Below are 25646 nucleotides of genomic sequence, written 5' to 3'. Positions count from 1 at the left end.
TTCCGCGTTCTTGACCCTGCGCGGGTGGCATTCGATACCCGGCGCGTTGTATCACTCTGAGTTGTTGAATGACCACTTTCCGGCTCAGAGAAAGCTTGGTGCGATGACCTTGTCCTCCCAGCCCGCCACCGCTCGTGTCCGGGCCCGGGTCGAGCGGTTCCACCAGGACAGGGTCGCGGGGGAGTGGGGCGGCCGGGACCTGCTGTTCGGGCGGCCGCCCCGGCCGGGCGACGTCGTGGTCGACTCCAACGACTACCTGGCCCTGGCCGGTGACGAGCGGGTCGCCAAGCAGATGGCCGACTGCCTGCTCGACGGGATCGGGCACCCCCAGCACGTGCTCGAACGGGATCTCGCCGACTACGTGCACGCCGCCGCCGGGGTGTTGTGCCAGTCGGGCTGGGACGCCAACCTGGGCCTGCTACAGGCGATCTCCGACGTGCACACGCCCGTGTACGTCGACCAGCTCGCCCACATGTCCCTCGCGGCCGGGGCGCGGCTGGCCGGCGCGCCGATCCACGCGTTCCGCCACAACGACCTCGCGCACCTCGAACGGCGGATCGTCCGCAACGGCCCCGGCGTGGTCGCCGTCGACGCCCTCTACAGCACCAACGGGAGCGCCAGCCCGCTGGAGGAGATCTGCGACCTGGTCGAGCAGAGCGGGTGCGTGCTCGTGGTCGACGAGTCGCACTCTCTCGGTACGACCGGCCCGCTGGGCGCCGGCCTGGTCGTCGCGCTGGGCCTGACCGACCGCGTGCACTTCCGCATCGCCAGCCTCTCGAAGGCGTTCGCCGGGCGGGCCGGGTTCGTCACGGCCGCCGACCCGGCCTTCGTGCCCTACTTCCGGCTGGAGTCGTTCCCGGCCGTGTTCTCCTCGGCGCTGCTGCCCCATGAGCTGGCCGGGCTGGCCGCGACCCTGGAGGTGGTGCGCACCGACGAGTGGCGGCGCGACCGGCTCCACCAGGTGTCGGAGTGGGTGCGCGACGAGGTCGCCGCGCTCGGCTTCGACCTGGAGGGTTCGGTGAGCCAGATCGTGGCGCTCCAGACCGGCACCGAGTGGGCCACCATCGAGGTCCGCGAGTTGCTGGAGGAGCACGGCGTGTTCGGCTCGGTGTTCGCGCCGCCCGCGACGGCCCGGAACCGGGCGCTGATCAGGCTCTCGCTGCACGCCGGGCTGGGTGACGACGACGTCGACCGGATCGTGGCGGCGTGTGAGGTCGTGCGCGACCGCTATCCGAATATCTGCAGGTAGAACGAGAGCTCGGCGGCGAGGGCGGCGGTCTTGGTCTCCAGCCGGCGGAACCCGTGCCCCTCGCTCTCGAACGCCAGGTAGGTGCACGGAACACCCCGGGCGGTGAGCGCCGCGACGAAGGTCTCGGCCTGGGACGGCGGCACGACCGGGTCGTTCTGGCCCTGCAGCAGCAGGACCGGGCAGTCGATCTCGCCGACCCGGGCCAGGGGTTCGCGGCGCTGACCGTCGGGACCGGCCAGCCAGTCGGCGTACCGCGACTCGAAGTCGTGGGTCGCCTCCAGGAGCGGGCCGAGCGAGGTGACCCCGGCGATCGAGACGCCACCGGCGAACACGTCGGAGGCCGCGCAGGCGGCGAGCACGGTCCAGCCGCCGGCGCTGCCGCCGCGGATCGCGATCCGGGCCGGGTCGGCGTGGCCGGAGAAGGCGAGCCACTCGGCGGCGGCGATCACGTCGTCGACGTCGACCACGCCCCACTGGCCGCGCAGCTTCTCGCGGTAGGCGCGCCCGTAGCCGGTCGAGCCGCCGTAGTTCACGTCGAGCACGCCGATGCCGCGGGTGGTGAAGAAGGCCCGCGCCAGGCTGAGCTCGGTCGTCACGTGGCCGGTCGGGCCGCCGTGGGCGAACACCACGAACGGCGAGGGGCCGGTCGCGTCGATGGGCGCGTAGAGGTAGGCGGGCACCCGGTGGTCGATCATCACCTCCGACGGCCGGGGCAGGCAGGCGACGTCGGGGAGTTCGGCGATGTCGCGGCGCAGGCCCTCGACCCGGCCGGTCACGGTGTCGACGCGGACGACCGAGCGGGGCACGTCCCAGCCGTAGCCGAGGCCGACCAGCATGCGGCCGTCGGCCGACAGTTCCGGGTAGAAGCCGTCGTAGGGCACGTCGAGGTCGGTCAGCACGCCCGACTCGACGTCGAGCACGCCCAGCCGCAGGTTGCCCTGCCCGTGCAGCACGCCGAGCCGGTCGGCGCCGAGCACCACGAAGGGGCGGCCGCCGAGTTGCCACAGCGGGCCGGCGAACTCCTCCTCGGCCGGGTAGAGCGCGCGGGGCGAGGTGCCGAACAGGCCGATCTGGTAGATGTTCCACCAGCCCGACCAGTCGGACACCAGGTAGAGGGTGCGGTCGTCCTTCCAGGCCGGCGCGAGCACCGACTCGGCCTGGCCGCCCTTGACCGTCCACGACGAGCCGTCGTCGATCCGGGTGACGCGCAACTCGGTGCCCGCCCACGGCATGCGGGGGTGGTTCCAGCAGACGTACGCCACGTGCTCCCCGTCGGGCGAGACCGTGGGGTAGGCGTAGAAGTCGGAACCCGACGCGATCACCGAGACCGAGCCGTCGAGCGAGACGGCCACGACGGCGCGTTCCACCTTCCCGTCGTCGTGGTGGCGTTCCTGGACGCCGAAGATGCGCCCGCCCGCCCACGACAGGTCGGCGTAGCGGCAGTCGCCCTCCTCGGTGATCGCCCGGGGCGTGCCGTCGGAGAGCAGGTAGAGCCGCTGGTCGGAGTGTTCGGCGAAGACGACGCCGAGTTCCGGCACGACGAGGTGGGACCGTCCGCCGTATTCGTGCACCCGCGTGCGGGCGTCCCAGGGGGCGGGCAGGATCTCGCGCCGCCGCCCGTCGGCGGCGCGGTGGACGAGGGTCCGGCGGCCGTTCTGGGCGGGCCGGTCCTCCTCCCACCACACCTCGTCGCCGATCACGGTCGGGAAGCCGAGGTTGAGGCCCGACCGGGCCACGTCGGCGGTGGATATGCGGGCGGCGTACGGCAACGGCGTGCGCTCGGGGAGCATGCACGGCATCCTGCCCGAACGCGGCGGATGATGTTGTGCGGTTAGCGCTTTTCCAGGGCCGGCGGCATCTCGTACTGGGTGGCGAGCTCGCCCAGGTAGTCGATGACGGCCCGGTGCCACGAACCGTCGTCGTACATCTGGCGCAGCGCGTCCTCGATGTCGTCGCGCCACGACTCGGTGCGCTCCGACAGGCCGATCCCGTAACGTTCCTGCGCGAGGGGGCGTCCGACCAGCCGGAACCGGCCGGGATACTGGGCCGACAACCCGGCCAGCACGGGCGCGTCGGCGATGATCGCGTCGGTGCGCCGGTCGGCCAGCAGCGGCCCGCAGGCCGCCGGCACGTTGGCCTCGGCCAGGTGGGCGGCCCGCCACGCGGGGCCGAACCGGCCGCTCAGGCCGAGGGTGTCGGCCCGGGTGCCGCAGACGAGCCCGCCGGCCAGATCCTTCAGGGTCCGGTCGCGGTCACGGGCCCTGACCAGGATGTCCTTGGCCGCGACCAGGTAGGGGCCGACGTACGGCTCCCGCGCGGGCCCCATCACCAGGTCGGCCGAATCGAGGTCGGTGGTGTACCGGATCTGGTCTTTCCGGTAGCCGAGCTGCCGGGCCACGTAGTGGGCCACGGCGATGTCGAACCCGGACCAGCCGCCGCCGGGCAGCATCTCGGCCAGGCCGGGCTGGCCCGCCCGGACGCCGATCAGGAGGCCGGTGCCCGAACAACCCGTGAGCCCGGCCGCGATCGAGAGGGCCGCGATACCCGCGGAGACGACACGCCACACCCGATCAGGATCAGATCTTGATCGCCGATCGCGGCGAACCGACACGTAAAGCCCTAACCAACGCCGACCGACTGAGGGGCCTCGACGGGCTTGATCGTGGTCTTGCGGCTGCGGCGGGAACGGCGTTCCAGCCAGTTGGCGAGCAGTCCGACCACGACGTTGATGATGATGTAGATGATCGCGACGACGATGACCGCCGGGATCAGGTTCTGGAAGTTGGCGGGCAGGATGCGGGCGCCCGCGTTCAGCAGGTCCTCGAACGCCACGATGAACCCGAGCGCGGTGTCCTTGAGCAGCACGATGAGCTGGCTGACGATGGCCGGCATCATCGCGGTCACCGCCTGCGGCAGCAGGATCAGCCGCATGACCTGCCCCTTGCGCAGCCCGACGGCCAGCGCGGCCTCGGTCTGGCCGCGCGGCAGCGACTGGATCCCGGCCCGGACGATCTCCGCCAGCACCGACCCGTTGTAGAGCACCAGGCCGAACACGACGGCCGTGAACGAGGTCACGGTGAGCCCGAGCACGGCCGAGCCGCCGTACTGGGCGAAGAAGATCATGATGAGCAGCGGGATCGCGCGGAAGAACTCCACCACCGCCCCGGCGGGCACCCTGATCCACTTGTGCTCCGACAGGCGGGCGATGCCGAACACGAACCCGAACGGCACCGCGATCAGCGCCGCCACGGCGGCCGCCGAGAGCGTGTTGACCAGGCCCGGGATGATCAGGTTCACCCACACGTCGCCCTGCAGGAACGGCTCCCACAGGGCCGCGTCGAACTGGCCCTTCTCGTCGAACTTCAGGTAGGCGAAGTAGAGCCCGGCCAGCAGCGCGGCGGCGAAGACGAAGGTCAGGATCCGGTTGCGCAAAATGCCGCGCGGGCCCGGGGTGTCGTACAGGACGGTGCTCATCGGGCCACCTTCAGCCGTCGGGACAGCCAGCCGAAGAACAGGCCGGTGGGGAGGGTGAGCACGAGGAAGGCCAGCGCGAACCCGAAGAAGATCGCGACGACCGAGTCCTGGTGCCGTTCGAACAGGGACTTCATCGTCAGCGACGCCTCGGCCACGCCGATCGCGGCGGCGACCGTGGTGTTCTTCGTCAGCGCGATCAGCAGGCTGCCCAGCGGCGCGATGATCGCCCGGAACGCCTGCGGCAGCACGATGAACCGCAGGTTCTGGGTGAACGTCAGCCCCAGCGCCCGCGCCGCCTCGGCCTGTCCGACGGGCACGGTGTTGATGCCCGACCTGATCGCCTCGCAGACGAACGCCGCCGTGTACGCCGACAGCCCGATGATCGACAACCACAGGTAGTTGGTCGACAACGACTCGGAGAACGACACGTCGAGCACCAGCCCGAGGCCGAGCCCGCAGAACACGATGACCAGGGTCAGCGGCGTGTTCCGCAGCGTGTTGACGTACGCCGTGGCCACCCCGCGCAGCACGGCGAACGGGCTGACCCGCATGGCCGCCAGGACGGTGCCCAGCACCAGCGCGGCCACGGCGCTGGCCAGCGTGAGCCGTACGGTCAGCCAGAACGCGCCCAGGATGACCGGGAACTCTTCGACGAGGGCACCCAACGCCCTACCTCCCCACGAGAACGGCCCTCCCGGAAGGGGAGGGCCGGGAGCCGGTCAGATCAGTACTTCTCCAGCGCGGGCGGGGTGGCGAAGTTGGGCGCGAACTCGCCGAAGTTCGCCTCGACGGCCTTCTTCCACGAGCCGTCGGCGAACATCTTCTCGATCGCCGCGTTGACCTTGTCGCGGGTCTCCTTGTCGTCCTTCTTGAGGCCGACGCCGTACTTCTCCTCGGAGAAGACCTGCCCGACGAGGCGGAACTTGCCGGGGCTCTGGGCGGCGAAGCCCGCGAGGATGGTGGCGTCGGTGGAGATCGCGTCGACCTGCTTCTGGTCGAGCAGCGGCAGGCAGTTGCCGTAGCCCTGCTGCTCGGTCAGGTACTGGCCCTTCCACGCCTCGCCGAACTTCTCGACCAGGCGGGCGGGAGAGGTCGAGCCCTGGGCGCCGCAGACCTTCTTGGTCTGCAGGCTGTCCTGGCCGGTGATCGAGGTGTCGTCGGCGCGGGTCAGGATGTCCTGACCGGTGACCAGGTAGGGACCGGCGAAGGAGATGACCTCCTTGCGCTTGTCGGTGATCGAGTAGGTCGCCACCACCATGTCGACCTGGCCCTGCTGGATGAAGGGCTCGCGGTTGGCCGACACGGTCTCCTTCCACTCGATCTGCTCGGGGGTGTAGCCGAGCTCCTTGGCGATGTAGGAGGCGACGTCGACGTCGAAACCCTTCACCGAACCGTCGGTCTGCTTCAGGCCCAGGCCGGGCTGGTCGAACTTCACGCCGATGACGAACTTGTCGCCGCCGCTGCACGCGGTCAAGGTCGCCGCCAGCGCGGCGGCGGTCATCAGGAGGGCACCAATTCGACGGACACGCATGACAGCCACCTTCAGTGTGTGAGGATCTTGCTGAGGAAATCGCGGGCACGGTCGGTGCCCGGATTCGTGAAGAACTCGTCGGGGGTGTTCTGCTCGACGACGGCGCCGTCGGCCATGAAGACCACCCGGTTGGCGGCCCGGCGGGCGAAGCCCATCTCGTGGGTCACGACGAGCATGGTCATGCCGTCTCTGGCCAGCGAGATCATGACGTCGAGCACTTCCTGGACCATCTCGGGGTCGAGGGCGGAAGTCGGCTCGTCGAAGAGGATCATCTTCGGGTCCATGGCCAGGGCGCGGGCGATGGCGACACGCTGCTGCTGGCCGCCCGAGAGCTGGGCGGGGTACTTCTCCGCCTGCGAGGCGATGCCGACCCGCTCCAGGAGCTCCATGCCGCGCTTCTCGGCCTGGTCGCGCGCGATCTTGCGGACCCTGATCGGCCCGAGCGTGACGTTCTCGAGGATCGTCTTGTGCGCGAAGAGGTTGAACGACTGGAACACCATGCCGACCTCGGAGCGCAGCTGGGCCAGCGCGCGGCCCTCGACCGCCAGGCTCTTGCCGTCGAAGGTGATGGTGCCCGAGTCGATGGTCTCCAGCCGGTTGATCACCCGGCAGAGGGTCGACTTCCCGGCCCCCGACGGGCCGATGGCGACCACGACCTCGCCCCGCGCGATGTCGAGGTCGATGTCCTTCAGCACGTGAAGGGTGCCGAAGTGCTTGTTGACGTTCTCAAGTCTGACGAGAGAAGTCGATCCGACGGCTTCTGTCATGGGAGTCAACGTAAAGGGGGCTATATCTCCAAGTCAGCACCGGAGTTATACCGATCACGTCACGACTGTCCTGGTCATCCCGGCAGGTCGGGACATTTTTCCCGAGTCTGACTCATGAGATTTGGGGCACCTCATCGGTTTGCTGATGGCATGACCGATAACTACCGGCGCGTCGTCGCCGCGGGCGCGCTGGTCGCCTGGCCCGTCCTGCTCTTCGCCGCCTTCCTCACCTCGCCGCCCGGCGACGAGCACGACCCGGCCGTCTTCGCCTCGATGCCGGGCCAGGTGCAGGTCAGCGGCCTGTTGTTCCTGTACGCCACCCTCGCGATGATCCCCGCGTTCTTCGGCCTGGCCGCGCTCCTCTACCCCAAGGCCCGCGGCCTGGCCAACACCGGACTGACGCTCGGCCTGTTCGGCACGGCGGCGGCGTGCACCCTGTTCACGACCGACTTCTACGACCTGGCGCTGGCCCAGACCGTGCCCGCCGAGACGGCCAAGCAGGTCACGGCGGTGGCCAACGAGCTGCCCGGCTTCCTGTTCGGCATGTTGTTCCCGGGTTTCCTGACCCACGTCGGCACGCTGGTGCTGCTCGTCGGCCTGGCGGTCAAGAAGGTCGCCCCGTGGTGGGTGCCGGCGGCCGTGGTCGCCGGCATCGCGGTGCCGTTCGCAGTGGCGGGCTCTTCGCCCGCCGTCCAGTCGATCGGGTCGCTGCTGGAGCTGGCCGCGCTCGGGTGGGTGGCCCGCGAGCTGCTCAGAACCCCGACTCGCGCGCCCGCGTGATCGCCTCGGCGCGGTCGGCGACGTGCAGTTTGGCGAAGATGCTCGACACGTGGTTGCGGACCGTCTTGCCGCTCAGCCCGAGCCGCTCGGCGATCACCGGATTGGTCAGATGGCTGGACATCAGGATCAGGATCTCCCGCTCCCGGGCGGTCAGCTCGGGGAAGCCCCGCTCGCGCCTGGCCAGGCCGGTGAAGTAGCCGGTCAGCCGGGACGCGATGGCCGGCCCGAAGATCGCCTCGCCGCCGTGCACCGCCACGATCGACCGCACCAGCTCGGCCTTCCTGGCCCCCTTCAGCACGTACCCCCTGGCCCCCGCCCGCAGCGCGGCGAACACCGAGTCGTCGTCGTCGGCCATGCTCAGCACCAGCACCCTGATGTGCGGGTGGTCGCGCACCAGCCGCTCGGTCGCGGCCACCCCGCCCATGCCGGGCATGGCCAGGTCCATCAGCACCACATCGGGCTGCACCCCGCCGACGAGCGCCAGGGCCTGCTCGCCGGTGGACGCCTCGTCGGCGATCACGATCTCGCGGACCGGCTTGAGCAGGGCCGACAGGCCCGCCCGGAACGCGGGGTGGTCGTCGACGAGCAGGACGCGGATCTGGTTCATTCAGGCTCCGATCGGCAACTGCGCGCGGACGGTGGTGCCGCGCGCAGTGATGACCGCGAAGGAGCCGCCCAGTTCGACGGCCCTTTCGCGCAGGGAGGTAAGGCCGATGCCCGGTGGCCCCCCGGCCCCGCGGCCGTCGTCGACGACTTCGACCAGCAGGTTCTTCCAGGGCACGAGCCGGAGCGTGACGGTGCCGGCGCCGGAGTGGCGGCGGGCGTTGTTGATCGCCTCGACAGCGATATGGTATGCCGCCACCTCGGTGGCCGCCGACAGTTCGGGCAGCTCGGCAGGCAGATCGAGACCGACCCGCGGCTCCCCGGGCAGCCCCGCCACGTGGGCCCGCAGCGCCCCGAGCAGGCCGAGGGTGTCGAGCGCGGGCGGGCGCAGCCCCTCGATGACGGCCCGCACGTCGGCCGTGGCCGCCTGGGCCGCGCCGATCATCTCCTCCAGCAGGTCCTGCGCCCTCGGGTCGTCGACCAGGTCCTGGACCGCCTCGGCCCGCATGGTCAGCGCGGCCAGCGTCGGCCCGAGCCCGTCGTGCAGATCCCTCCGGAGCCGCCGCCGCTCCTCCTCCCGGGCCACCACCAGGCGCTCGCGCGAGGCCCGCAGGTCGGCGGCCAGCCGTTCGGCGTGCACGACCGAGCCCATCTGGCGGGCCAGGTCGCGCAGCAGCCGCAGGTCGCGGGCGCCGAACTCGCGCTGCCCCGGGCGCGGCGCGAGGGCCAGGTGCCCGACGAGCTCGTTCTTGTACGTCAGCGGCAACCGCACCAGCCCCGGATCGCCGGCGTGGCCGGGCGGTTCCACGGCGGCGTGGGGCAGCTTCAGCGCCTCGGCCACCGACGCGGCCGCCGCCTGGGCGTCCGGCCGGGCCTCCAGGCTGCGCCCCAGGTGGGCGAGGGCGGCGTAGGGGTCGTCGCGGCGGCCGTACATGAGCACGTTGACGGCGCGCTGCACGCGGGCCCGCAGCGGGGCGAAGACGAGGGCGACGACGGCGGCGGCGGCCACCGAGAGCGGCAGGCCGCTGCTCTCGAAGACCGCGCCGAGGTAGCCGACGACCCCGACGTAGCCGCCGGTCACGAACGCGGTCAGCACGGCGTAGACCAGCGTGCGGTTGATGACGAGCTCGACGTCGAACAGGCCGTGCCGCACGATCGCGATGCCGATGGCGGCCAGCACGAGGGTGATCGCGGCGGTCCCGGCGAGCTCCCAGAGGCCGCTGTCGAGGGGCCAGATCGTGTCCGGCAGGTCGTCGGTCAGCCCGGCCGCCAGCCGGAGCACGACGACCACGCCGGCGACCGAGACGGCGTAGACGAGCCACTGGACCTGGGCCCGCTCGATGCGCCGGGCCCGGCGGGCGAGGTCGGCGGAGCCGACCAGGAACAGCAGGGCCGCCACCACGGTGATCGCCGGCTCCATGAACGCCGCGACGCCGGCCAGGGCCTCGATCCCCAGGGGGTTGGGCAGCGCGAGGCCGTATCCGAGCTGCTGGTTGGCCCCCGGCGCGAACGCGCAGGGCAGCGCGGCCAGCACCACGGCGGGCACGACCAGCTTCGGCGCGGGGAGCGGGCGGTCGGGGAAGCAGTAGGGGATCGCGGCCATGGCCAGGTTGGCCGGCACCCAGAGGAAGTTCTGCGGCCAGGCCAGCAGGGACAACTCCGGCCGCCAGAGCGCCAGCAGCCCGAAGAAGTCCAGGGCCGTGAACGAGAGCCCGGCGGTCAGCAGCAGCCCGCCCACGGCGTTGCGGGGCCGGTGCACCGCGATGATCGTGCCGATCAGCACGCACGCCGCCGCGTAGACCAGGTGACTGAGCGCCACCGCCCCGAGCCCGTTGACCAGCCCGAGGACGAGCGCCGCGGCCGCCGCCGCGAGCCCGCCCACGCCGACCGCCCACCTCACTGTCATCGCACGTCAGGATATAGACCGAGATGCCCGGACAACCGGGACATTGTCCCGGGCTTTGCGGGCTCGCCGGAGCGCCTACGCTTGTCGATTGAGATGACTGCGACAGAGGAGAGCACCCGCACGTACGAAGTACGGACCTACGGGTGCCAGATGAACGTCCACGACTCCGAGCGCCTCTCGGGCCTGCTCGAAGACGCCGGCTACGTGCGCGCGTCCGAGGGCTCGGCCCCCGACGTGATGGTGTTCAACACCTGCGCCGTGCGCGAGAATGCCGACAACCGCCTCTACGGCAACCTCGGTCACCTGCGGCAGGCCGCCCGCGACGGCATGCAGATCGCCGTCGGCGGTTGCCTCGCGCAGAAGGACCAGGGCGAGATCGTGCGCCGCGCGCCGTGGGTCGACGTGGTCTTCGGCACCCACAACATCGGCTCCCTGCCGGTCCTCCTCGAACGCGCCCGCATCGAGCAGGAGTCGCAGGTCGAGCTGGAGGAGTCGCTGACGGTCTTCCCGTCGACCCTCCCGACCAAGCGCGAGTCGGCCTACGCCGCCTGGGTCGCCATCTCGGTGGGCTGCAACAACACCTGCACCTTCTGCATCGTGCCCGCCCTGCGCGGCAAGGAGAAGGATCGCCGTCCCGGCGACATCCTCGGCGAGATCAGGGCCCTGGTCGACCAGGGCGTCATGGAGGTCACCCTCCTCGGGCAGAACGTGAACACCTACGGCGTCGAGTTCGGCGACCGGCTCGCCTTCGGCAAGCTGCTGCGCGCCTGCGGCGACATCGACGGCCTGGAGCGGGTGCGGTTCACCTCGCCCCACCCCGCCGCCTTCACCGACGACGTGATCGCCGCCATGGCCGAGACCCCCAACGTCATGCACCAGCTGCACATGCCGCTGCAGTCGGGCTCCGACCGCATCCTCAAGGCGATGCGCCGCTCCTACCGGGCCGAGAAGTACCTCGGCATCATCTCCCGGGTGCGCGCCGCGATGCCCGACGCCGCCATCTCGACCGACATCATCGTCGGCTTCCCCGGCGAGACCGAAGACGACTTCCAGGCCACCCTCGACGTCGTGCGCGAGTCGCGCTTCGCCAACGCCTTCACCTTCCAGTACTCGATCCGCCCCGGCACCCCCGCCGCGACCATGCCCGACCAGGTGCAGAAAGAGGTCGTCCGCGAACGGTACGACCGGCTCATCGAGGTCCAGGAGGAGATCGCCTGGGCCGAGAACAAGACCCAGACCGGGCGGGTCGTCGAGGTGCTGATCGCCGAGGGCGAGGGCCGTAAGGACGACGCGACCCGGCGCCTGTCGGGCCGCGCGCCCGACAACCGGCTGGTCCACGTGGCCTGGGCCGACGCCCGGCCCGGCGACGTCGTCACGGCCGAGGTGACCTACGCGGCGCCCCACCACCTGGTGGCCGACAAGGTCGTGGCTGTCCGGCGCACCCGCTCGGGCGACGCGTGGGAGGCCCGGCAGGGGCGGCCCGCGGCCGCCAAGGGGGTCAACCTCGGCATGCCCACGATCGGGCGGCCGGCGCCGCTGCCGGTCGTGTCGGGGTGCGAGGTCTCCTAGCCGTCGTGGCCCGCGCCGGGAGCGGCCGGTCGGCGCCGGATGCGGCGCTCGGCGGGCGCGGGGGTCGGGGCCGGGGTAGGCGGGAGCCGTAACGGAAAGTCGGCTTTTGTCACCTCAGGCGACACGATGCGAGATGTCGTGATTCTTTCGTGATTCGCGTGCGGCGAATTCGTTACTGGGAATAGTGTGTCACCCGTTCGCTGAGTGACACAGGAAGGTCCCGGATGCCCTCGTTCCGGCAGCGTGGCTGGCTTTTTCTGGTGCCCGCGCTCCTGACCGCCTGCGGGAGCGGGCAGACCGGGGCGTTCGACATGGCCAGCGAGCCTCCCGTGCCGGTCGACTCCTACACGGTGCCGAGCCCGGAGGCCACCCCTCGCCCGCCGAAGCAGAAGCCGACGGTCCGGGTGAAGACCAACAAACCCGCCCGCAAGACCACGAAAGAGCGCGCCGGGGCCGCTCCGGTCGCCGCGACCGCGCCGTCGAACCCGCTGAAGACCGCCGAAGACGAGGTGGTCCGGCTGACCAACGTCGCCCGCCGGGCCGAGGGCTGCGAGCCGCTGCGCATCGACGAACGGCTGCGCCGGGCGGCCCGGCTCCACTCGGCCGACATGGCCGCCCGCGACTACTTCAGCCACGACTCCCTCGACGGCCGCTCGCCGTGGGACCGCATCGAGGCGGCCGGCTACGACTACCCGGCGGCCGAGAACATCGCCCGAGGTCAGACCACCCCGAGGCAGGTCGTGCAGGCGTGGCTCGACAGCCCCGGCCACCGGGCCAACATCGTCAACTGCGACCTGGAGGCCATCGGCGTCGGCCTGAAGCAGGGGGTCGACGGGCCGTGGTGGACACAGGACTTCGGTTACCGCTGATTTGTGCCTATATCGGCATTTATGAGCCTGGATTTCGGGTTTGTGGCTAGGCTGCTGGGACCCTCAACCCAAGCAGCATGGAGTTCCCCTCATGAACCGATCCGCGCGAAAGGCGCCTCCGCCGGGCCGCGCACGATCAGGCGGCAACACCAAGACCATCGCGATCGTCGCCGGCGTGCTGGTCGCGGTCGTCGGCGGAGCCGGTATCGGCCTCGCCCTCAACGGCGACTCGACCCCGCCGCCCCCCGCTCCGGCGACCTCGGCCGCGCCCCCCGTGGCCGACGCCGACCCTGACGTGGCCGACGCCCCCGAGGCGGAGTCGCCCCCCGACGACGTGGCGGCCGAAGAGGGCGACGCGCCGGCGGCCCAGGAGGACGTCCAGGAGGACACGGCCGTCGCCTCCGGCGACGCACCGGCCCAGGAGGACCAGGGCAGCGGCGGGAACAGCGGCCAGAACAGGCCCGCGGCCAAACCCACGAAGAAGCCCGCTGCGAAGCCGACCCAGTCGGCCCAGGACGACCCGGACGCCATCGACCGCGGCGGCGACGCGGGCGCGGTAGAGCCGGGCGAACCGATCGGCGGGTACTAAACCGAACTGGCGGGCGGTCGGCGAGCACTGGGCCTCACGAACCGGCCGGTGGGCATGGGGCCGAAACGCGAGCCTGCGCGCCGATCGGCGGGATAGCGAGCCGGAACACGGAACCTGGGCGGGCGGTCGGCCGAGATCGACCGGAAGCACCGGGTCTGACGGGCCGGTCGGTGGGTATCAGGCAGAGACGGCGGTGCCGGGGCGGTCGATCGAGGCGGGGATCGGGCCGATTTCGATTCGCCGGGGCGGTCGATCGATGCGGGAACGGGCCGATTTCGATCCGCCGGGCCGGCCCGGGCCTTCCGCTAGCGGCGGGCCCGCCGAATCGGGGGACGTGGACTGATCAGCGGTGGATACGCTGAGGCGGTGCTCGTCGCCGCTGCCGTGTGCCCGAATCCACCGCTGATCGTTCCCTCCCTCGCCGGGGAGGCCGCCGGGGAGCTCGACGCCCTCAGGGCCGCCTGCGCGGAGGCCGTCTCCGTGCTCCGCTCCGCCTCGCCCGACCTCGTCGCGGTCGTGGGCGGCGCCGACGCCGCGCGCGTCTATCCCCCCAGCGCCGCCGGGACGTTGCGGCCCTGGGGCGGTGACGTGACCGTCGGGAGCGGGACGCCGGTGTTGCCGCTGTCGCTCACGATCGGGCGGTGGTTGCTGGCCTCCTCCGAGGTGCCGCTCCACCTCGAAGCGCTCCGGTACGACACCCCGACCGCCGACTGCCGTGCCCTCGGCGACCGGGTGGGCGAGCTGGCCGGGCGGGTGGCGTTGCTGGTCATGGGCGATGGCTCGGCCCGGCTGACCGAGAAGTCGCCCGGCTACCTGCATCCCGGCGCGGCGGAATACGCCGAGCGCATGGAGGCGGCGCTGCTCGACGGCCGCGCCGCCACGCTCGACCCCGCCGAGGCAGCCGAGATGTGGGCGGCCGGACGGGCGGCCTTCCAGACCCTGCCCGACCGGCCCCTCGTGTCCCTCTACTCCGGCGCGCCCTACGGCGTGGCCTACTACGTCACGGCCGCGCGTTTGGGCACCGGCACCCGCATGAGGTCGCGGGCGACCACGATGTCGCCCGAATAGGCCTTCGCGGCCTCCTCGGCGAAGCGGCGCTCGTCGTCGTGGCCGTAGCGCTCGGAGAAGTGGGTCAGCACCAGCTTGCGCACGCCCGCGTCGGCGGCGACCTGCCCGGCCTGGGCGGCGGTGAGGTGGCCGTAGTCGTGGGCGAGCGCCGCTTCCGGCGTCAGGAACGTCGACTCGACGACCAGCAGGTCGACCCCGTCGGCCAGTTCGTGCACGTTGTCGCACAACCGGGTGTCCATGACGAACGCCATGCTCTGGCCGCGCCGGGGTTCGCTGACCTGCTCCAGGGTGACCTCGCCGAGGCGGCCCTCCCGCTGGAGTGCGCCCACCTGCGCCCCGCCGATGCCGAACCGGGCGAGTTCGGCCGGGATCATCCGGCGGCCCGACGGCTCGTCGAGCCGGTAGCCGTAGGCGTCGACCGGGTGCGACAGCGGCCGCGCGGTCAGTGTGAGCCCGCCGGACGGCAGCGTCACGACCGCGCCCTCGACCGGGTGCGGCGTGACGACCGAGGTGTCGCCGAAGGCGGTCGCGTGGCGCAGCCGCTGCCAATAGGTCTCGCCGCTGGCCGGATAGACGGCCCGCACCTCGTGGGGCACCCGGTCGCGCGCGATGCGCTGGATCACGCCGGGCAGGCCCAGGCAGTGGTCGCCGTGGAAGTGGGTGACGCAGATCGTGGTCACGTCGTGGGCGCTGACCCCGGCCAGCCGCATCTGCCGCTGGGTGCCCTCGCCCGGGTCGAAGAGGAAACCCTGGTCGTCCCAGCGCAGGAAGTAGCCGTTGTGGTTGCGCGACCGCGTCGGCACGGCACTCGACGTGCCGAGGACGATCAGCTCACGGTTGGACATCGCCTCATGGTAGGAGGTCCGGTTCGGTCCGCGGCGGGGGCTATGGTCGGGTGAATGGGGCTGGTTTTCGTGTCGGTGCCGACCGACGCCGGGGTCGTCGTGGCGGCCGTGACCGGCGACGGGGTCGTCGCCACCTCGTTCGACGACAATCCGGAGTTCCGCGAGCGGGTGCGCGAGCGCATGAGCCCGTTCCCCGACGACGCGGCGGAGCCCGAGACCGAGGAGGTCGGCCGTCAGCTCGCGGCCTACTTCGCGGGGGAGCTGACCGAGTTCACCGTGCCGGTCGACTGGCGGCTGATGTCGACGACGCAGCGCCGGGTGCTGGGCCTGCTGTTCGAGAGCGTGCCGTACGGGCGCGCGGTCACCTACGGCGATCTGGCCCGCGAGACCGGCATCCCGGCCCGCGCGATCGGGTCGATCATGGGGAGCAACCCGATCCCGATCATCGTGCCGTGCCACCGGGTGGTGGCGAGCGACGGACTGGGCGGGTTCTCCGGCGGGACGGGCGTCGAGTCGAAGCGCCGGCTGCTGACCATGGAGGGCCACCTGCCGCCGACGCTGTTCTGAGCGCCCGGCCGCGCCCGCCCCTTCGCACGGGAGAGGCGGGCGGGGCGGAGGCGCCTTAGTCCTGCTTGCCGTCGATCTTGTCGGCGGCGTTCCTGGCCGAGCCCGCGGTGCGGTTGATCTGGTCGCGGTACTTGCCCTTGGTCATCTCGTCGGCCTTCCGGGCGGCGGAGTCGATGCCGCTCTTCACGGAATCCTCCACCTTGTCGCGGAAGCCGTCCTGCTCGGTTCCGGGCATGCGCTGGGGCCGAGGAGTCGTCGGGGCGGACTGGGTGTGGTGTCCGCCGAACATGTCCTTGACCTTGTCGAAGAACGACATCAGAGTTCCCCCTACTGCTGGTCGTCGATCTTGTCGGCCGCTTCCTTGGCCTTGTCGGCGACCTTGTCGATCTTGTCGTCGTGACGGCCGCCGGTCTTGTGCCGGGCGGTCTCGGAGACCTTGTCGACGCCCTTCTTGGCGGCGTCTTCCACCTTTTCGGAGTGTTCGCCGAGCTTGTCCTTGGCCTTGTCGAACATGGACATGTCGTACCCCCCGATCGTGACGCCGTCGGGCGCCACTCGTCCCATTCTTACCCGGGGGCTTGGGACACTGGATGGCGTGGGGCAGCTACCAGTCATCGCCGTCGTGGGGCCCACGGCGGCCGGAAAGTCCGACCTGGCCGTGGAATTGGCGATCCGTCTCGGGGGCGAGGCGGTGAACGCCGACTCCATGCAGCTTTACCGAGGAATGGATATCGGTACGGCCAAATTGACCATCCCCGAACGAAAAGGTGTCACCCACCATTTGTTCGACATATGGGGCGTCGACCAGACCGCGAGCGTGGCCGAATACCAGCGGCTCGCCCGTCCCCTGATCGACGGGCTGCTGGTCAGAGGGGTCACCCCGGTGATCGTCGGGGGTTCGGGCCTGTACGTCCGGGCGATCCTCGACGACCTGGAGTTCCCCGGCACCGACGCCGCGATCAGGGCCCGGCTCGAAGCCGAACTGGCCGAGAAGGGCGTCGCGCCCCTCTACGCCCGGCTCCAGGTCGAAGACCCGGTGGCCGCCGCCGCGATCCTGCCCAGCAACGGGCGGCGGGTGGTGCGCGCCCTGGAGGTCATCGAACTGTCCGGGCGGCCGTTCTCGGCCACCATGCCGTCCTACGAATCGGTCTACCGATCGGTGCAGATCGGGCTGAGCATCCCGCGTCCGGTGCTCGACGAGCGGATCGAGCTCCGGGTTCACCGCATGTGGGCGGCCGGTTTCGTGGAAGAGACGCGGAAACTGCACGAGGCCGGCATGGGCGTGACGGCGTCGCGGGCGCTCGGATACGCCCAGGTGATCAAATACCTCGACGGCGAATGGACCGAGCGGCAGGCCGTCGACGAGACGGTCCGGGCCACGCGGCGCTTCGCGCGCCGCCAGGAGTCGTGGTTCCGCCGCGATCCCCGGGTGGTCTGGTTGCCCTACGACGCCCCAGACCTGCCTGCTCAAGCGATTAAGGTTGTCTCATGCGCTTCGTGAAGGGTCATGGGACCGAGAACGATTTCGTCCTGCTTCCCGACCCCGAGGGGCGTCTCGACCTCCCCGCGCCGCTCGTCGCCAAGATCTGCGACCGCAGGGCCGGAATCGGCGGCGACGGGGTGCTCCACGTGGTCCCGACCAAGCTGGTCCCCGAGGTGGAGTCCCAGGCCCCCGACGCCGAGTGGTTCATGGACTACCGCAACGCCGACGGCAGCCTGGCCGAGATGTGCGGCAACGGCGTGCGCGTGTTCGCCCGCTACCTGGTCGACTCCGGTCTGGCCGAGCCGGGCGAGTTCGGCGTGGCGACCCGCGCCGGGGTCCGGCGGGTCCGCCTGGGCGCCTCCGGCGACGTGCGGGTCGACATGGGCAGGCCGGTCGTCTCGGGCGAGAGCCGGACCGTCCTGAACGGCCGCGAGTACCGCGGCCTGCGGGTCAACGTCGGCAACCCCCACCTGGCCTGCGTGATCACCGACCCGGTGACCGAGCTCGACCTGTCGGCCCAGCCGTCCTTCGACCGCCACGACTTCCCCGACGGCGTCAACATCGAGCTGATCAACCCGATCGGCGACCACTCGGTCTCGATGCGCGTCTACGAACGCGGCTCCGGCGAGACCCGCTCCTGCGGCACCGGCGCGGTGGCCACGGCGGTGGCGGCGGCCCACGCGGCGGGGGAGGACGAGGGGGTCTGGTCGGTACGCGTGCTCGGTGGCACCCTGACGATCACCCTCGACGGGCTGACCAGCTACCTGGCGGGCCCGGCCGACCTGGTCGCCGACGGCGACTACCACGGCTGAGAGGCGCAATCCCCACCTGATCACTGGGTTGCCGAATATTGTTCTGTCTCCCATCCTGGGTGCGCTGCGCAGACCCAGGAGGCGGACACATGTACAAGAAGGCGATCGGCGCGCTCGGGGGCAGGTTCATGATCTCCCGCGAGGTCAAGGCCCTCTGTGACGAGCACGGGCTCGGCCGGTGGGAGATGTACTTCCGCGGCCGGTGCGGCGTCCTCGGTGAGGTCCACCCCGACGTGGTGCTCGCCGCCGCGCCGTTCTTCGAGCCCGGATTCGCCCGCGCCATGTGGGAGGGCGGCCGGTTGTTGCCCGCCGAGAAGGCCGCGTCCCTGTTCGCCGGGGCGTGCGCCGACTGGGGCCGCCGCAACCTCGATTTCGAGGGTGCCGGACGACTCGCCGACCTCCTCACCAAGGCCACCGCGTCGGCCTCCGCGGCCGCCGCGCCGCTGTTCGCCGGCTGGCGGGCGCTGCCGCTCCCGGACGACGACCCGGGCCGGGCCGCCCACGCCCTCCAGGTGGCGCGGGAGCACCGGGGCGGCATGCACGCCGTCGCGGTCGCCGCCGCGCGGCTCGACCTCCTCATGGCCACGATCGTCGGCAGCGACGAGTCGGGCGCGCCGCTCAGCTATCAGAGCACTGCCGAGGTCGCCAGGTTTCTGTCGTGGCCGGAGCCCTATCCCGTACCCGCCGACGACGACCTGGCGAAGCGCGCGCACGCCGAAGAGCTGACCGACGCGCTGGTCGCGCCCGCATATGACGTGCTCACCGACGGTGAGGCGGCCGAGCTGGGCGAACTGCTGCGCGCGGCACAGGTCAGCGTGAATTAGTGCGCACAGCCGTGCGGGCGTTTGGGGCAACCCTGGTGACCTGGCAGACTGGCTGCCCATGGACGTGGACATCTGGTCGTGGGTCGGCGGCACCCAGCGGCAACTGCACGAAGCGGGAAATGTCGGGCTGGCGATGGCGCTGGGCGACGTTCCCGCGCAGGCCCTCGAAGGCCGCTACGGCCAGCTCGACGTCGTGGCCCCGGCGATCGCGCAGCAGGCCGAGGGCATGGAGCAGCCCTGGCTCGAACTGTTCGCCCGTTACTGGCACCTGATCGGCCGCGTCGGCGACCGCGCCAACGGCTCCGTGGCCATCGACGACGCGCGCGAGCTGGTCAGCTTCGCCGCGCGCGGTGACGTCGCCGACTGCCCGGCGGCCTCCGGCGCCGTCGAGGTGCTGGCGATGGCCCAGGCCAACACCGACGGGCCGGGCTACGCCGACGAGCGGCTCGGCTCGCTGGGCCGCGCGCTGCAGACCGTGGGGCCCGACTCGCTCGCCTTCTCGGGGCTCACCACCCAATACGTGCTGGCGCTGCTCGACGCGGGCAAGCCCGCCGAGGCCGTCGCCTACGCCGAGGCCGCCGTCGAGCGGCTGCGCGGCGCCGGCCGCGAGGCCTCGTGGGAACTGGCCGCCATGTCGGCGCGGGCCCTGCTGACCACCGGCCGCGCGCAGGACGCGCTCACCGCGCTTGAGGCGGCCGGCGGCTTCAAGCCCGACGACCCGGTGGCCAAGGCCCGCCGCGAGGGCATCCTGCACTCCCGCATCCTGGTCGAGCTCGGCGAGATCCAGCGCGCCGTCGAGTCGCTGCCCGACCTCGACGTCGTGGGCGAGCACCCGCGCGACTGGGTCGAGTGGGCGCAGGTCGTCCACCGCCTGTCGGAGCAGGACGCCATCCAGAACTCCTGGCAGCTCGGCCGGATCGTCCGGCAGTGGATGAGCTACTTCGAGACCATGGGCTCCCCGCGCGCCCGCGTCGACCTGGCGTTCACCGGCGCCCGGCTGGCGCTGCGGCGGCAGGGCGTCTGGCAGGCCCGGCTGCTCGCCGACCTGGCCGAGGCCGCCTCGCGCGAGCTGAAGTCGGCCGAGGGCGTCGCCGAGCGGATCGCCGCGCTGCGCGCCGAGTGCGACGCCGCCGTCGAGCTGCCCGCGCCCGGCCCCGAGGGCGAACTGGTCGCCTACTTCGACGCCGCCGACGGCCGCACCGCCGACCCCGAGCGCTGGGTGGGCTGGCTCTGGCCCCTGTCGGGCAAAGACCTCGAGGCGACCCGCCGCCACACGACCACGCTCGGCTTCCTGGGTTACGCGCCCACCGGCGCCGACGTCTACTGGCAGATGGCGGCCGTCCAGGGTGACCCGGCGAAGGCCGACACCGAAGACATCGCCTACCTGACCGGCCTCCTCATCGAGGCGGGGCAGGACGAACGCGTCCACGACCTCGCGGCCCGTCTCAAGGCGCCCGCCTCCCACCTGGCGCTGGCCCGCCTCCACCGCGCCCGCGAGCGCTGGGAGGAGACCGCCGACGAGGCGGAGAAGGCCGCCAAGGGCGGCGCCGGCCTCGAGGCGCTGCGCCTGTGGTCGGGCGCGGTGCAGCAGCTCGGCGACAACGTGCGCGCCGCCGAGATCCTGCGCCCGATCATCGACGGCGACGTCGAGGGCGAGGAAGAGGACATCTGGCGCGTGATCGTGCTGGCCACCGCCGCCGAAGACTGGGTGACCGTCCGCAAGGGCGCGGACCGGCTCGGCATGCCGATCCAGTCGCCCGAAGGCCCGATCGAAGAGGAGTGGCACCTCATCCGCGCCATCCTCCCCGCGCCCGACGGCAGCCAGCGTGAGGTCCTCGCGGTCCGCACCGGCCCCGCCACCGCCCGGCTGGCCATCCCGCAGCCGCGCGGCATGGAGTACAACGCCGGCGACATCGTGGTCATCGACCCGCGCCCGCTGGAGCCGGTGCCCGAGTCCGAAGAGGAGAAGGAGAACTTCGTCATCCCGTTCGCCGGGGTCACGATGCTCCGTCCGGGCGGCTACACCAGCTGGTTCTTCGACGGCGCGGCCCCGACCGACGAGGAGTGGTCGGAGTTCGACGAGCTGATGGCCGAGCGCGGCTGGCCGATGTGGGTCTACTCCGACAAGAACTACACGGTCACCCACCCCGGCACCGGCGAGCAGCTCCCTGGTGTGTTCGGCTGGATCGCGATCCCGCCGGACGCCGGCGCGACCGAGCTCGACGCCGTGCTCGACGACGTGACCGAGACGTGGGTCCACCCGCTGGCCTGGCTCGACCTGGCCCGCGAGGTCGGTGTCGAGGCCGAGCGCCACGAGCACATCGTGAAGGAGTACGGCCTCTAGAACGTGGCTCTGTATCGTGGCGGCCGTGATTCTCGAACGTTTTCGTCTTGACGGGAAAGTCGCGGTCGTCACGGGAGCCTCGTCGGGCCTGGGCGTCGCCTTCGCCCGCGGCCTCGCCGAAGCCGGCGCCGACGTCGCCATCGGCGCACGTCGGGCCGAACGCCTGGAGGAGACCCGGCGGCTGGTCGAAGCGACCGGCCGCCGCTGCGTCGCGGTGGCCACCGACGTCACCTCACCCGACGACTGCGCGGCCCTGGTCTCCGCGGCGGTCGCCGAATTGGGCGGCGTCGACATCCTGATCAACAACGCCGGCGTCGGAACCGCGGTGCCCGCTCTCAAGGAGTCGGCCGAGCAGTTCCGCGCGGTCGTCGACGTGAACCTGCACGGGGCCTTCCTGATGGCCCAGGCGTGCGCCCGGGTGATGAGGCCCGGCTCCTCGATCGTGAACATCGGCAGCATCCTGGGCGAGACGACCGGAGGCCTGCCCCAGGCGGCCTACTCGGCCTCCAAAGCGGCCCTGACCGGCCTGACCCGCGACCTGGCCCAGCAGTGGACGGGGCGGCGGGGCATCCGGGTCAACTGCCTCGAACCGGGCTTCTTCGCCTCGGAGATGACCTCGCAGTATCCCGAGGGCTACCTGGAGAAGACCCTGGCCCTGCGGGTTCCGGCGGGACGGGTGGGCGAGGCGGAGGAACTGGTCTGCGCGGCCGTCTTCCTGGCCTCCGACGCGGGCTCCTACGTGACCGGCGCCGTGCTCCCGGTGGACGGCGGGATCTTGATCACCTGACAGCCGTCCCCGCCTCCGCGCTTGGCCTGATGGCGATCCGCACGGGCTTCCTGTCTTTGGGCGGCGGGACGCCGCCTGCTGTGGGTGCTGGATGGCCGAGTCGCTTGTCGCCCGGGATGGAGCGACGCCTGATCGCCTTCCCGTAGCCAGCCAACGTTGTGTTCTGGCCTGTTAAAGCGCGAAATTTGGGCATTTGCTATACCTGGGCTTGCGATTTCTTGACCTGGGGGTGGGCGGTGCTGCGCAGACTGGGCGCCGGGTTCGTGCTGGCGGGATTACTCGTGTCGGGTTGCGGTGCGATCGAGGCGGCCGCGCCGCCCGGGGATTCCCAGGGGGGCGGGTCGTCGTCGGGCACCAACCCGCTCGACAACCCCGAGGGCACCAAGCCCGGTCTGTCGGCCATCAGCTCCGAGGCCGATCGCAAGGAGGCCCGGGAGCTCATCGAGAAGGTCGACACCAAAGGGCGCGGCCCGAAGACCGGCTACGACCGGGACGACTTCGGCTACGCCTGGGCCGACAACGCCGACGACATCCCGCTCGCCCGCAACGGCTGCGACACCCGCAACGACCTGCTCCAGCGCGACGGCGAGGACGTCGAGTTCCGCAGCGGCTCCGACTGCGTGGTCGTGTCGATGACGCTCGACGACCCGTACACGGGGAAGACCATCGACTGGCGCAAGGAGGACGCCTCCGAGGTGCAGATCGACCACGTGATCCCGTTGTCGTACAGCTGGCAGATGGGGTCGTCGCGGTGGAGCGAGGCCGAGCGCAAGCGGCTGGCCAACGATCCGCTGAACCTGCTGCCGGTCGACGGGTCGACCAACTCCTCGAAGAGCGACTCCGGGCCGGCGTCGTGGTTGCCGCCGGTGCGGAAGATCCGGTGCTCCTACGTCGTCAGGTTCGCCCAGGTGGCGCTCAAGTATGACCTGCCGGTCACCACGGCCGACAAGGACATCATGCTGACGCAGTGCGCCTGATCACGCCTTCGCGCCCCGGACCTCCAGCGCGGCGAGCAGTTTGACGCTCGCGGCGGTGATCTCGGCGACCGCGTCGTTGAAGGCCGCCGCGTTGTGGGCGGCGGGAGCGCGGAAGCCGCTGATCTTGCGGACGTACTGGAGCGCCGCGGCCTCGACGTCGTTCTCGGTCACGTCGTCGGTGAACGGCGGGCGCAGGGTCTTGATGCTTCGGCACATGCCCTCAACCTAGCCCCGCCCCCCGACACTCTCACCCGGCACTCTCACCCGGCACTCTCACCCGGGCCGGGCGCCGAAGACCTCCGCGCCGAAGTCGTCGGCGATCTTGCGCAGGCCCCGGGCCAGTTCGTCGCGGTCGAGGGCGGAGATGCGCTCGGCGGGGCCCGACACCGACATGGCGGCCACCACGCGGGCGCCGTCGGCGACCGGCACGGCCAGGCAGTGCACGCCCGACTCCTCCTCGCCGAGGTCCATCGCGTAGCCCCGGGCGGCCACCGCCGACAACTCGGTCATCATGGCCCCGACGGTGGTGATGGTCTGCTCGGTCCGCCGGGGGAGGCCGGTGCGTTCGAACACCGCCGCCGCGTTCGGGTGGTCGGCCAGGAGGACCTTGCCGACGGCCGTGCTGTGGGGCAGCACCCGGCGGCCCACCTCGGCGAACATGCGCAGCCGCCGGGGGGAGGGGACCTGGGCGACGTACACCACGAAGTCGCCTTCGAGCACGGCCATGTTGGCCGTCTCGCCCGACAGCTCCACCATCTTCGTCAGATAGGGCTCGGCCCACGACCCCACCAGCCGTTCGGCCGCGCCGCCGACCCGCACGAGCGCCCCGCCGAGCGCGTACCGGCGGTCGGACTCCTGACGGACGTACCCGCGCAGGAGAAGGGTCTGGAGCAGGCGGTGGATGGTGCCGTAGGGGAGGCCCGTGCGGGCCGCGATCTCCGACAGGCCCGCCTCGCCGCCGTGGTCGGCCAGGGCTTCGAGCACGTCGAGCGCGCGCTCGACCGACTGGACGCTCACCGCACCGTCCCCAGCCCCCGCAGGGAGGCGTCGAGGACCTGGGCGGTGTGCGCGACCGGGATGGGCGGACGCCCGAGCCGCCGCAGGGCGGCCGTGATCTGCATGGTGCACCCGGGGTTGGCGGAGACCAGCAGGTCGGCGCCGGTCTCCTCGACCCGGGCCGCCTTGCGTTCGCCCAGCTCGCGCGCGGGCTCGGGCTGGAAGAGGTTGTAGGTGCCGGCCGACCCGCAGCAGATGGCCGACTCGGCGATCTCGCGCACCTTCAGGTCGGGGATCTCGCCGAGCAGCTCACGCGGCTGGGCGCGCACCCCCTGGGCGTGGGCGAGGTGGCAGGCGTCGTGGTAGGCCACGGTCATCGGGAGCGGGTGGCGTTCGGCGACCGGGCCCAGCTCGACCAGGTATTCGGCCAGGTCGCGCACCTTCAGCCGCAGGGCCCGTTCGTGCCAGCCGGGGTCGTCGGCCAGCACGTCGGCGTAGTCCTTCATCGACGACCCGCACCCGGCGGCGTTCACCACGACGGTGTCGACGCCGGCCTTCTCGAAGGTCTCGATCGTCTTCTTGGCGAACCGGTGGGCGTCGTACCCCGAATGCAGGGAGAGCGCCCCGCAACACCCCTGACCCCGGGGAATGACCACGTCGCAGCCTTCGAGGGCGAGCACCCGGGCGGTCGCCCGGTTCACGTCGGGGAAGAAGGCCCCCTGCACGCAGCCGGTCAGCAGCCCGACCCGGGCCCGCCGCCGCCCCCGGGCCCGGACGAGCGCCGGCAGCGGCTTCACCCGCGAACGGGGCGGGGTGAGCTCGGCCAGCGCCCCGAGCGTCGGGTGCACCCGCTCCAGGAACGGCGCCAGCCGCCGGTTGAGCCGGGTGAACGGCTTGACCAGCCGCAGCCGCCGCGGATAGGGGAACAGGGCGAACACCAGCGCCCGGACCGCCCGGTCGCGCGGCGCCCGGGTGTGCTCCCGCTCGACGACCGGGCGGGTGTGCTCGATGAGCCGGTCGTACTGGACCCCCGAAGGGCAGGCCGTCACGCACGCCATGCAGCCCAGGCACGCGTCGAAGTGGCCGGCCATCTCGGGCGACATCGGGACGCCCTCGTTGTGCTGGGACATCAGGTGGATGCGGCCGCGCGGCGAGTCCATCTCCTCGCCCCACAACAGGTAGGTCGGGCACGTCGGCAGGCAGAAGCCGCAGTGCACACAGTCTTTGATCAGCTCCGGGTCCATGTCACACTCCTCCCGCGAGCCGTCCCGGCGACATGCGCCGCTCGGGGTCGAACCGCTCCTTGACCCGCCGCATCAGCGGCAGCGACGGGATCGGGCCCCACCGGTCGCCGGTGAACCGGCCGGCCAGGCCCACCAGACGGGCGTCGGCGGGCAGCCGCGACCGCCACGCGTCGAGATCGGTCGCGCCGGAGGCGAGGTAGACGCCGGTGGCGAGCGAGCCGCGTACCGACACGCCCTCGGGCACGTGGGGCGCCACCCGGCAGCGCAGCGAGGCGAGCGGCAGGCCCGGCGGCCGGCCCCACCACGGCGGCGCGTCGGCGCGCGGCTCGCCGCCGCCCAGCAGGTCGCGGGCGGCCTCGGCG

The 25646-nt window shown here is 71.7% G+C and carries 27 protein-coding genes and 1 pseudogene; 13 read left to right on the top strand and 15 right to left on the bottom strand.

What is annotated here, in order from left to right; translation table 11 throughout:
* Positions 1–103: 103 nt before the first annotated feature.
* Positions 104–1249: an alpha-hydroxyketone-type quorum-sensing autoinducer synthase gene (gene cqsA, locus AW271_RS28415; RefSeq protein ID WP_063818146.1), complete on the top strand. Its 1146-nt coding sequence runs from the start codon at positions 104–106 to the stop codon at positions 1247–1249.
* On the opposite strand, the gene AW271_RS28410 is transcribed toward cqsA, so the two are convergent.
* From AW271_RS28410 to AW271_RS28385, 6 genes are read right to left on the bottom strand one after another with little or no spacing between them, the layout of a single operon-like run.
* A complete protein-coding gene (locus AW271_RS28410) occupies positions 1228–3039 on the bottom strand; it encodes a S9 family peptidase (protein ID WP_062340683.1) in 1812 nt (603 codons plus the stop codon). The genes cqsA and AW271_RS28410 overlap by 22 nt on opposite strands.
* Before the next feature lie 41 nt (positions 3040–3080).
* Entirely contained in the window at positions 3081–3815 is a 735-nt protein-coding gene (locus AW271_RS28405; RefSeq protein ID WP_062340682.1) for a type 2 periplasmic-binding domain-containing protein, read from the bottom strand.
* A 53-nt stretch (positions 3816–3868) separates the two neighbouring features.
* On the bottom strand, positions 3869–4723 hold the full coding sequence (locus AW271_RS28400; RefSeq protein ID WP_062340681.1) for an amino acid ABC transporter permease: 855 nt from the start codon (positions 4721–4723) through the stop codon (positions 3869–3871).
* Complete coding sequence (locus AW271_RS28395; RefSeq protein WP_062340680.1) at positions 4720–5388, bottom strand: amino acid ABC transporter permease; 669 nt, start codon at positions 5386–5388, stop codon at positions 4720–4722. The genes AW271_RS28400 and AW271_RS28395 overlap by 4 nt, the downstream gene beginning before the upstream one ends.
* A 59-nt stretch (positions 5389–5447) precedes the next feature.
* Entirely contained in the window at positions 5448–6254 is an 807-nt protein-coding gene (locus AW271_RS28390) for a glutamate ABC transporter substrate-binding protein (protein ID WP_062340679.1), read from the bottom strand.
* An 11-nt stretch (positions 6255–6265) separates the two neighbouring features.
* Entirely contained in the window at positions 6266–7021 is a 756-nt protein-coding gene (locus tag AW271_RS28385) for an amino acid ABC transporter ATP-binding protein (protein WP_062340678.1), read from the bottom strand.
* A 150-nt stretch (positions 7022–7171) separates the two neighbouring features.
* On the opposite strand from AW271_RS28385, the gene AW271_RS28380 reads away from it, so the two are divergent.
* Positions 7172–7801, top strand: coding sequence for a hypothetical protein (locus AW271_RS28380; RefSeq protein ID WP_062340677.1), 630 nt, complete (start codon positions 7172–7174; stop codon positions 7799–7801).
* On the opposite strand, the gene AW271_RS28375 is transcribed toward AW271_RS28380, so the two are convergent.
* Both AW271_RS28375 and AW271_RS28370 read right to left on the bottom strand, forming a co-directional pair.
* On the bottom strand, positions 7773–8408 hold the full coding sequence (locus tag AW271_RS28375) for a response regulator (protein WP_083977365.1): 636 nt from the start codon (positions 8406–8408) through the stop codon (positions 7773–7775). The two genes, AW271_RS28380 and AW271_RS28375, sit on opposite strands and share 29 nt — an antisense overlap.
* Positions 8409–10310 carry a sensor histidine kinase gene (locus AW271_RS28370; protein ID WP_157554703.1) on the bottom strand — a complete coding sequence of 634 codons (1902 nt, stop codon included), beginning with the start codon at positions 10308–10310 and terminating at the stop codon, positions 8409–8411.
* 93 nt (positions 10311–10403) lie between these two features.
* Between AW271_RS28370 and miaB the strand changes: the two genes are divergently transcribed.
* The 4 genes from miaB (at position 10404) to AW271_RS28350 (ending at position 14405) form a co-directional block, all read left to right on the top strand.
* Positions 10404–11879 carry a tRNA (N6-isopentenyl adenosine(37)-C2)-methylthiotransferase MiaB gene (gene miaB, locus AW271_RS28365; protein WP_062340675.1) on the top strand — a complete coding sequence of 492 codons (1476 nt, stop codon included), beginning with the start codon at positions 10404–10406 and terminating at the stop codon, positions 11877–11879.
* A 260-nt stretch (positions 11880–12139) separates the two neighbouring features.
* Positions 12140–12748, top strand: a complete 609-nt coding sequence (locus AW271_RS28360) for a CAP domain-containing protein (RefSeq protein ID WP_245653247.1) — start codon at positions 12140–12142, stop codon at positions 12746–12748.
* 91 nt (positions 12749–12839) lie between these two features.
* Positions 12840–13337, top strand: coding sequence for a hypothetical protein (locus AW271_RS28355; protein ID WP_062340673.1), 498 nt, complete (start codon positions 12840–12842; stop codon positions 13335–13337).
* A gap of 366 nt (positions 13338–13703) precedes the next feature.
* Entirely contained in the window at positions 13704–14405 is a 702-nt protein-coding gene (locus AW271_RS28350) for a class III extradiol ring-cleavage dioxygenase family protein (RefSeq protein WP_063818145.1), read from the top strand.
* Here the strand turns inward: AW271_RS28350 and AW271_RS28345 are convergent.
* Positions 14333–15250 carry a ribonuclease Z gene (locus tag AW271_RS28345; protein WP_062340672.1) on the bottom strand — a complete coding sequence of 306 codons (918 nt, stop codon included), beginning with the start codon at positions 15248–15250 and terminating at the stop codon, positions 14333–14335. The genes AW271_RS28350 and AW271_RS28345 overlap by 73 nt on opposite strands.
* Positions 15251–15304: 54 nt before the next feature.
* On the opposite strand from AW271_RS28345, the gene AW271_RS28340 reads away from it, so the two are divergent.
* Complete coding sequence (locus tag AW271_RS28340; RefSeq protein ID WP_062340671.1) at positions 15305–15817, top strand: methylated-DNA--[protein]-cysteine S-methyltransferase; 513 nt, start codon at positions 15305–15307, stop codon at positions 15815–15817.
* A 55-nt stretch (positions 15818–15872) separates the two neighbouring features.
* Here AW271_RS28340 and AW271_RS28335 read toward each other — a convergent pair whose 3' ends face one another.
* A complete protein-coding gene (locus AW271_RS28335) occupies positions 15873–16133 on the bottom strand; it encodes an antitoxin (RefSeq protein WP_062340670.1) in 261 nt (86 codons plus the stop codon).
* Positions 16134–16144: 11 nt separating this feature from the next.
* Positions 16145–16372, bottom strand: a complete 228-nt coding sequence (locus AW271_RS28330) for an antitoxin (RefSeq protein ID WP_062340669.1) — start codon at positions 16370–16372, stop codon at positions 16145–16147.
* Between the two features lie 40 nt (positions 16373–16412).
* On the opposite strand from AW271_RS28330, the gene miaA reads away from it, so the two are divergent.
* The 6 genes from miaA to AW271_RS28300 all read left to right on the top strand — a co-directional run bounded on the left by miaA (position 16413) and on the right by AW271_RS28300 (position 23044).
* Entirely contained in the window at positions 16413–17318 is a 906-nt protein-coding gene (gene miaA / locus AW271_RS28325) for a tRNA (adenosine(37)-N6)-dimethylallyltransferase MiaA (protein WP_062340668.1), read from the top strand.
* Positions 17306–18112, top strand: a complete 807-nt coding sequence (gene dapF, locus AW271_RS28320) for a diaminopimelate epimerase (protein ID WP_062340667.1) — start codon at positions 17306–17308, stop codon at positions 18110–18112. Before miaA ends, dapF begins: the two co-directional genes overlap by 13 nt.
* An 89-nt stretch (positions 18113–18201) precedes the next feature.
* A complete protein-coding gene (locus AW271_RS28315) occupies positions 18202–18936 on the top strand; it encodes an SCO6745 family protein (protein ID WP_062340666.1) in 735 nt (244 codons plus the stop codon).
* 58 nt (positions 18937–18994) lie between these two features.
* A complete protein-coding gene (locus AW271_RS28310) occupies positions 18995–21280 on the top strand; it encodes a hypothetical protein (RefSeq protein ID WP_062340665.1) in 2286 nt (761 codons plus the stop codon).
* 25 nt (positions 21281–21305) lie between these two features.
* Positions 21306–22067: an SDR family NAD(P)-dependent oxidoreductase gene (locus AW271_RS28305; protein ID WP_245653246.1), complete on the top strand. Its 762-nt coding sequence runs from the start codon at positions 21306–21308 to the stop codon at positions 22065–22067.
* 236 nt (positions 22068–22303) lie between these two features.
* Positions 22304–23044, top strand: a complete 741-nt coding sequence (locus AW271_RS28300) for an HNH endonuclease family protein (protein ID WP_245653245.1) — start codon at positions 22304–22306, stop codon at positions 23042–23044.
* Here AW271_RS28300 and AW271_RS28295 read toward each other — a convergent pair whose 3' ends face one another.
* The 4 genes and pseudogenes from AW271_RS28295 to AW271_RS41165 form a co-directional block, all read right to left on the bottom strand.
* Positions 23045–23260, bottom strand: coding sequence for a DUF2277 family protein (locus AW271_RS28295; protein WP_062340663.1), 216 nt, complete (start codon positions 23258–23260; stop codon positions 23045–23047).
* A gap of 57 nt (positions 23261–23317) precedes the next feature.
* Positions 23318–24061 (bottom strand): IclR family transcriptional regulator, encoded by a 744-nt coding sequence (locus tag AW271_RS28290; RefSeq protein ID WP_062340662.1) that lies wholly within the window; start codon positions 24059–24061, stop codon positions 23318–23320.
* The gene (locus AW271_RS28285) at positions 24058–25284 is read right to left on the bottom strand and encodes a (Fe-S)-binding protein (protein ID WP_062340661.1); all 1227 of its coding nucleotides are present in this window, start codon (positions 25282–25284) and stop codon (positions 24058–24060) included. The genes AW271_RS28290 and AW271_RS28285 overlap by 4 nt, the downstream gene beginning before the upstream one ends.
* Position 25285: 1 nt before the next feature.
* Positions 25286–25646 (bottom strand): annotated as a pseudogene (locus tag AW271_RS41165) (FAD-binding oxidoreductase); the annotation flags it as partial.

Source organism: Herbidospora sakaeratensis, from assembly GCF_001570525.1.
Classification (GTDB): Bacteria; Actinomycetota; Actinomycetes; order Streptosporangiales; family Streptosporangiaceae; genus Herbidospora; species Herbidospora sakaeratensis.
Note: the sequence above shows the minus strand (reverse complement) of the source record. Positions and strands in the feature narration are given on the sequence as shown.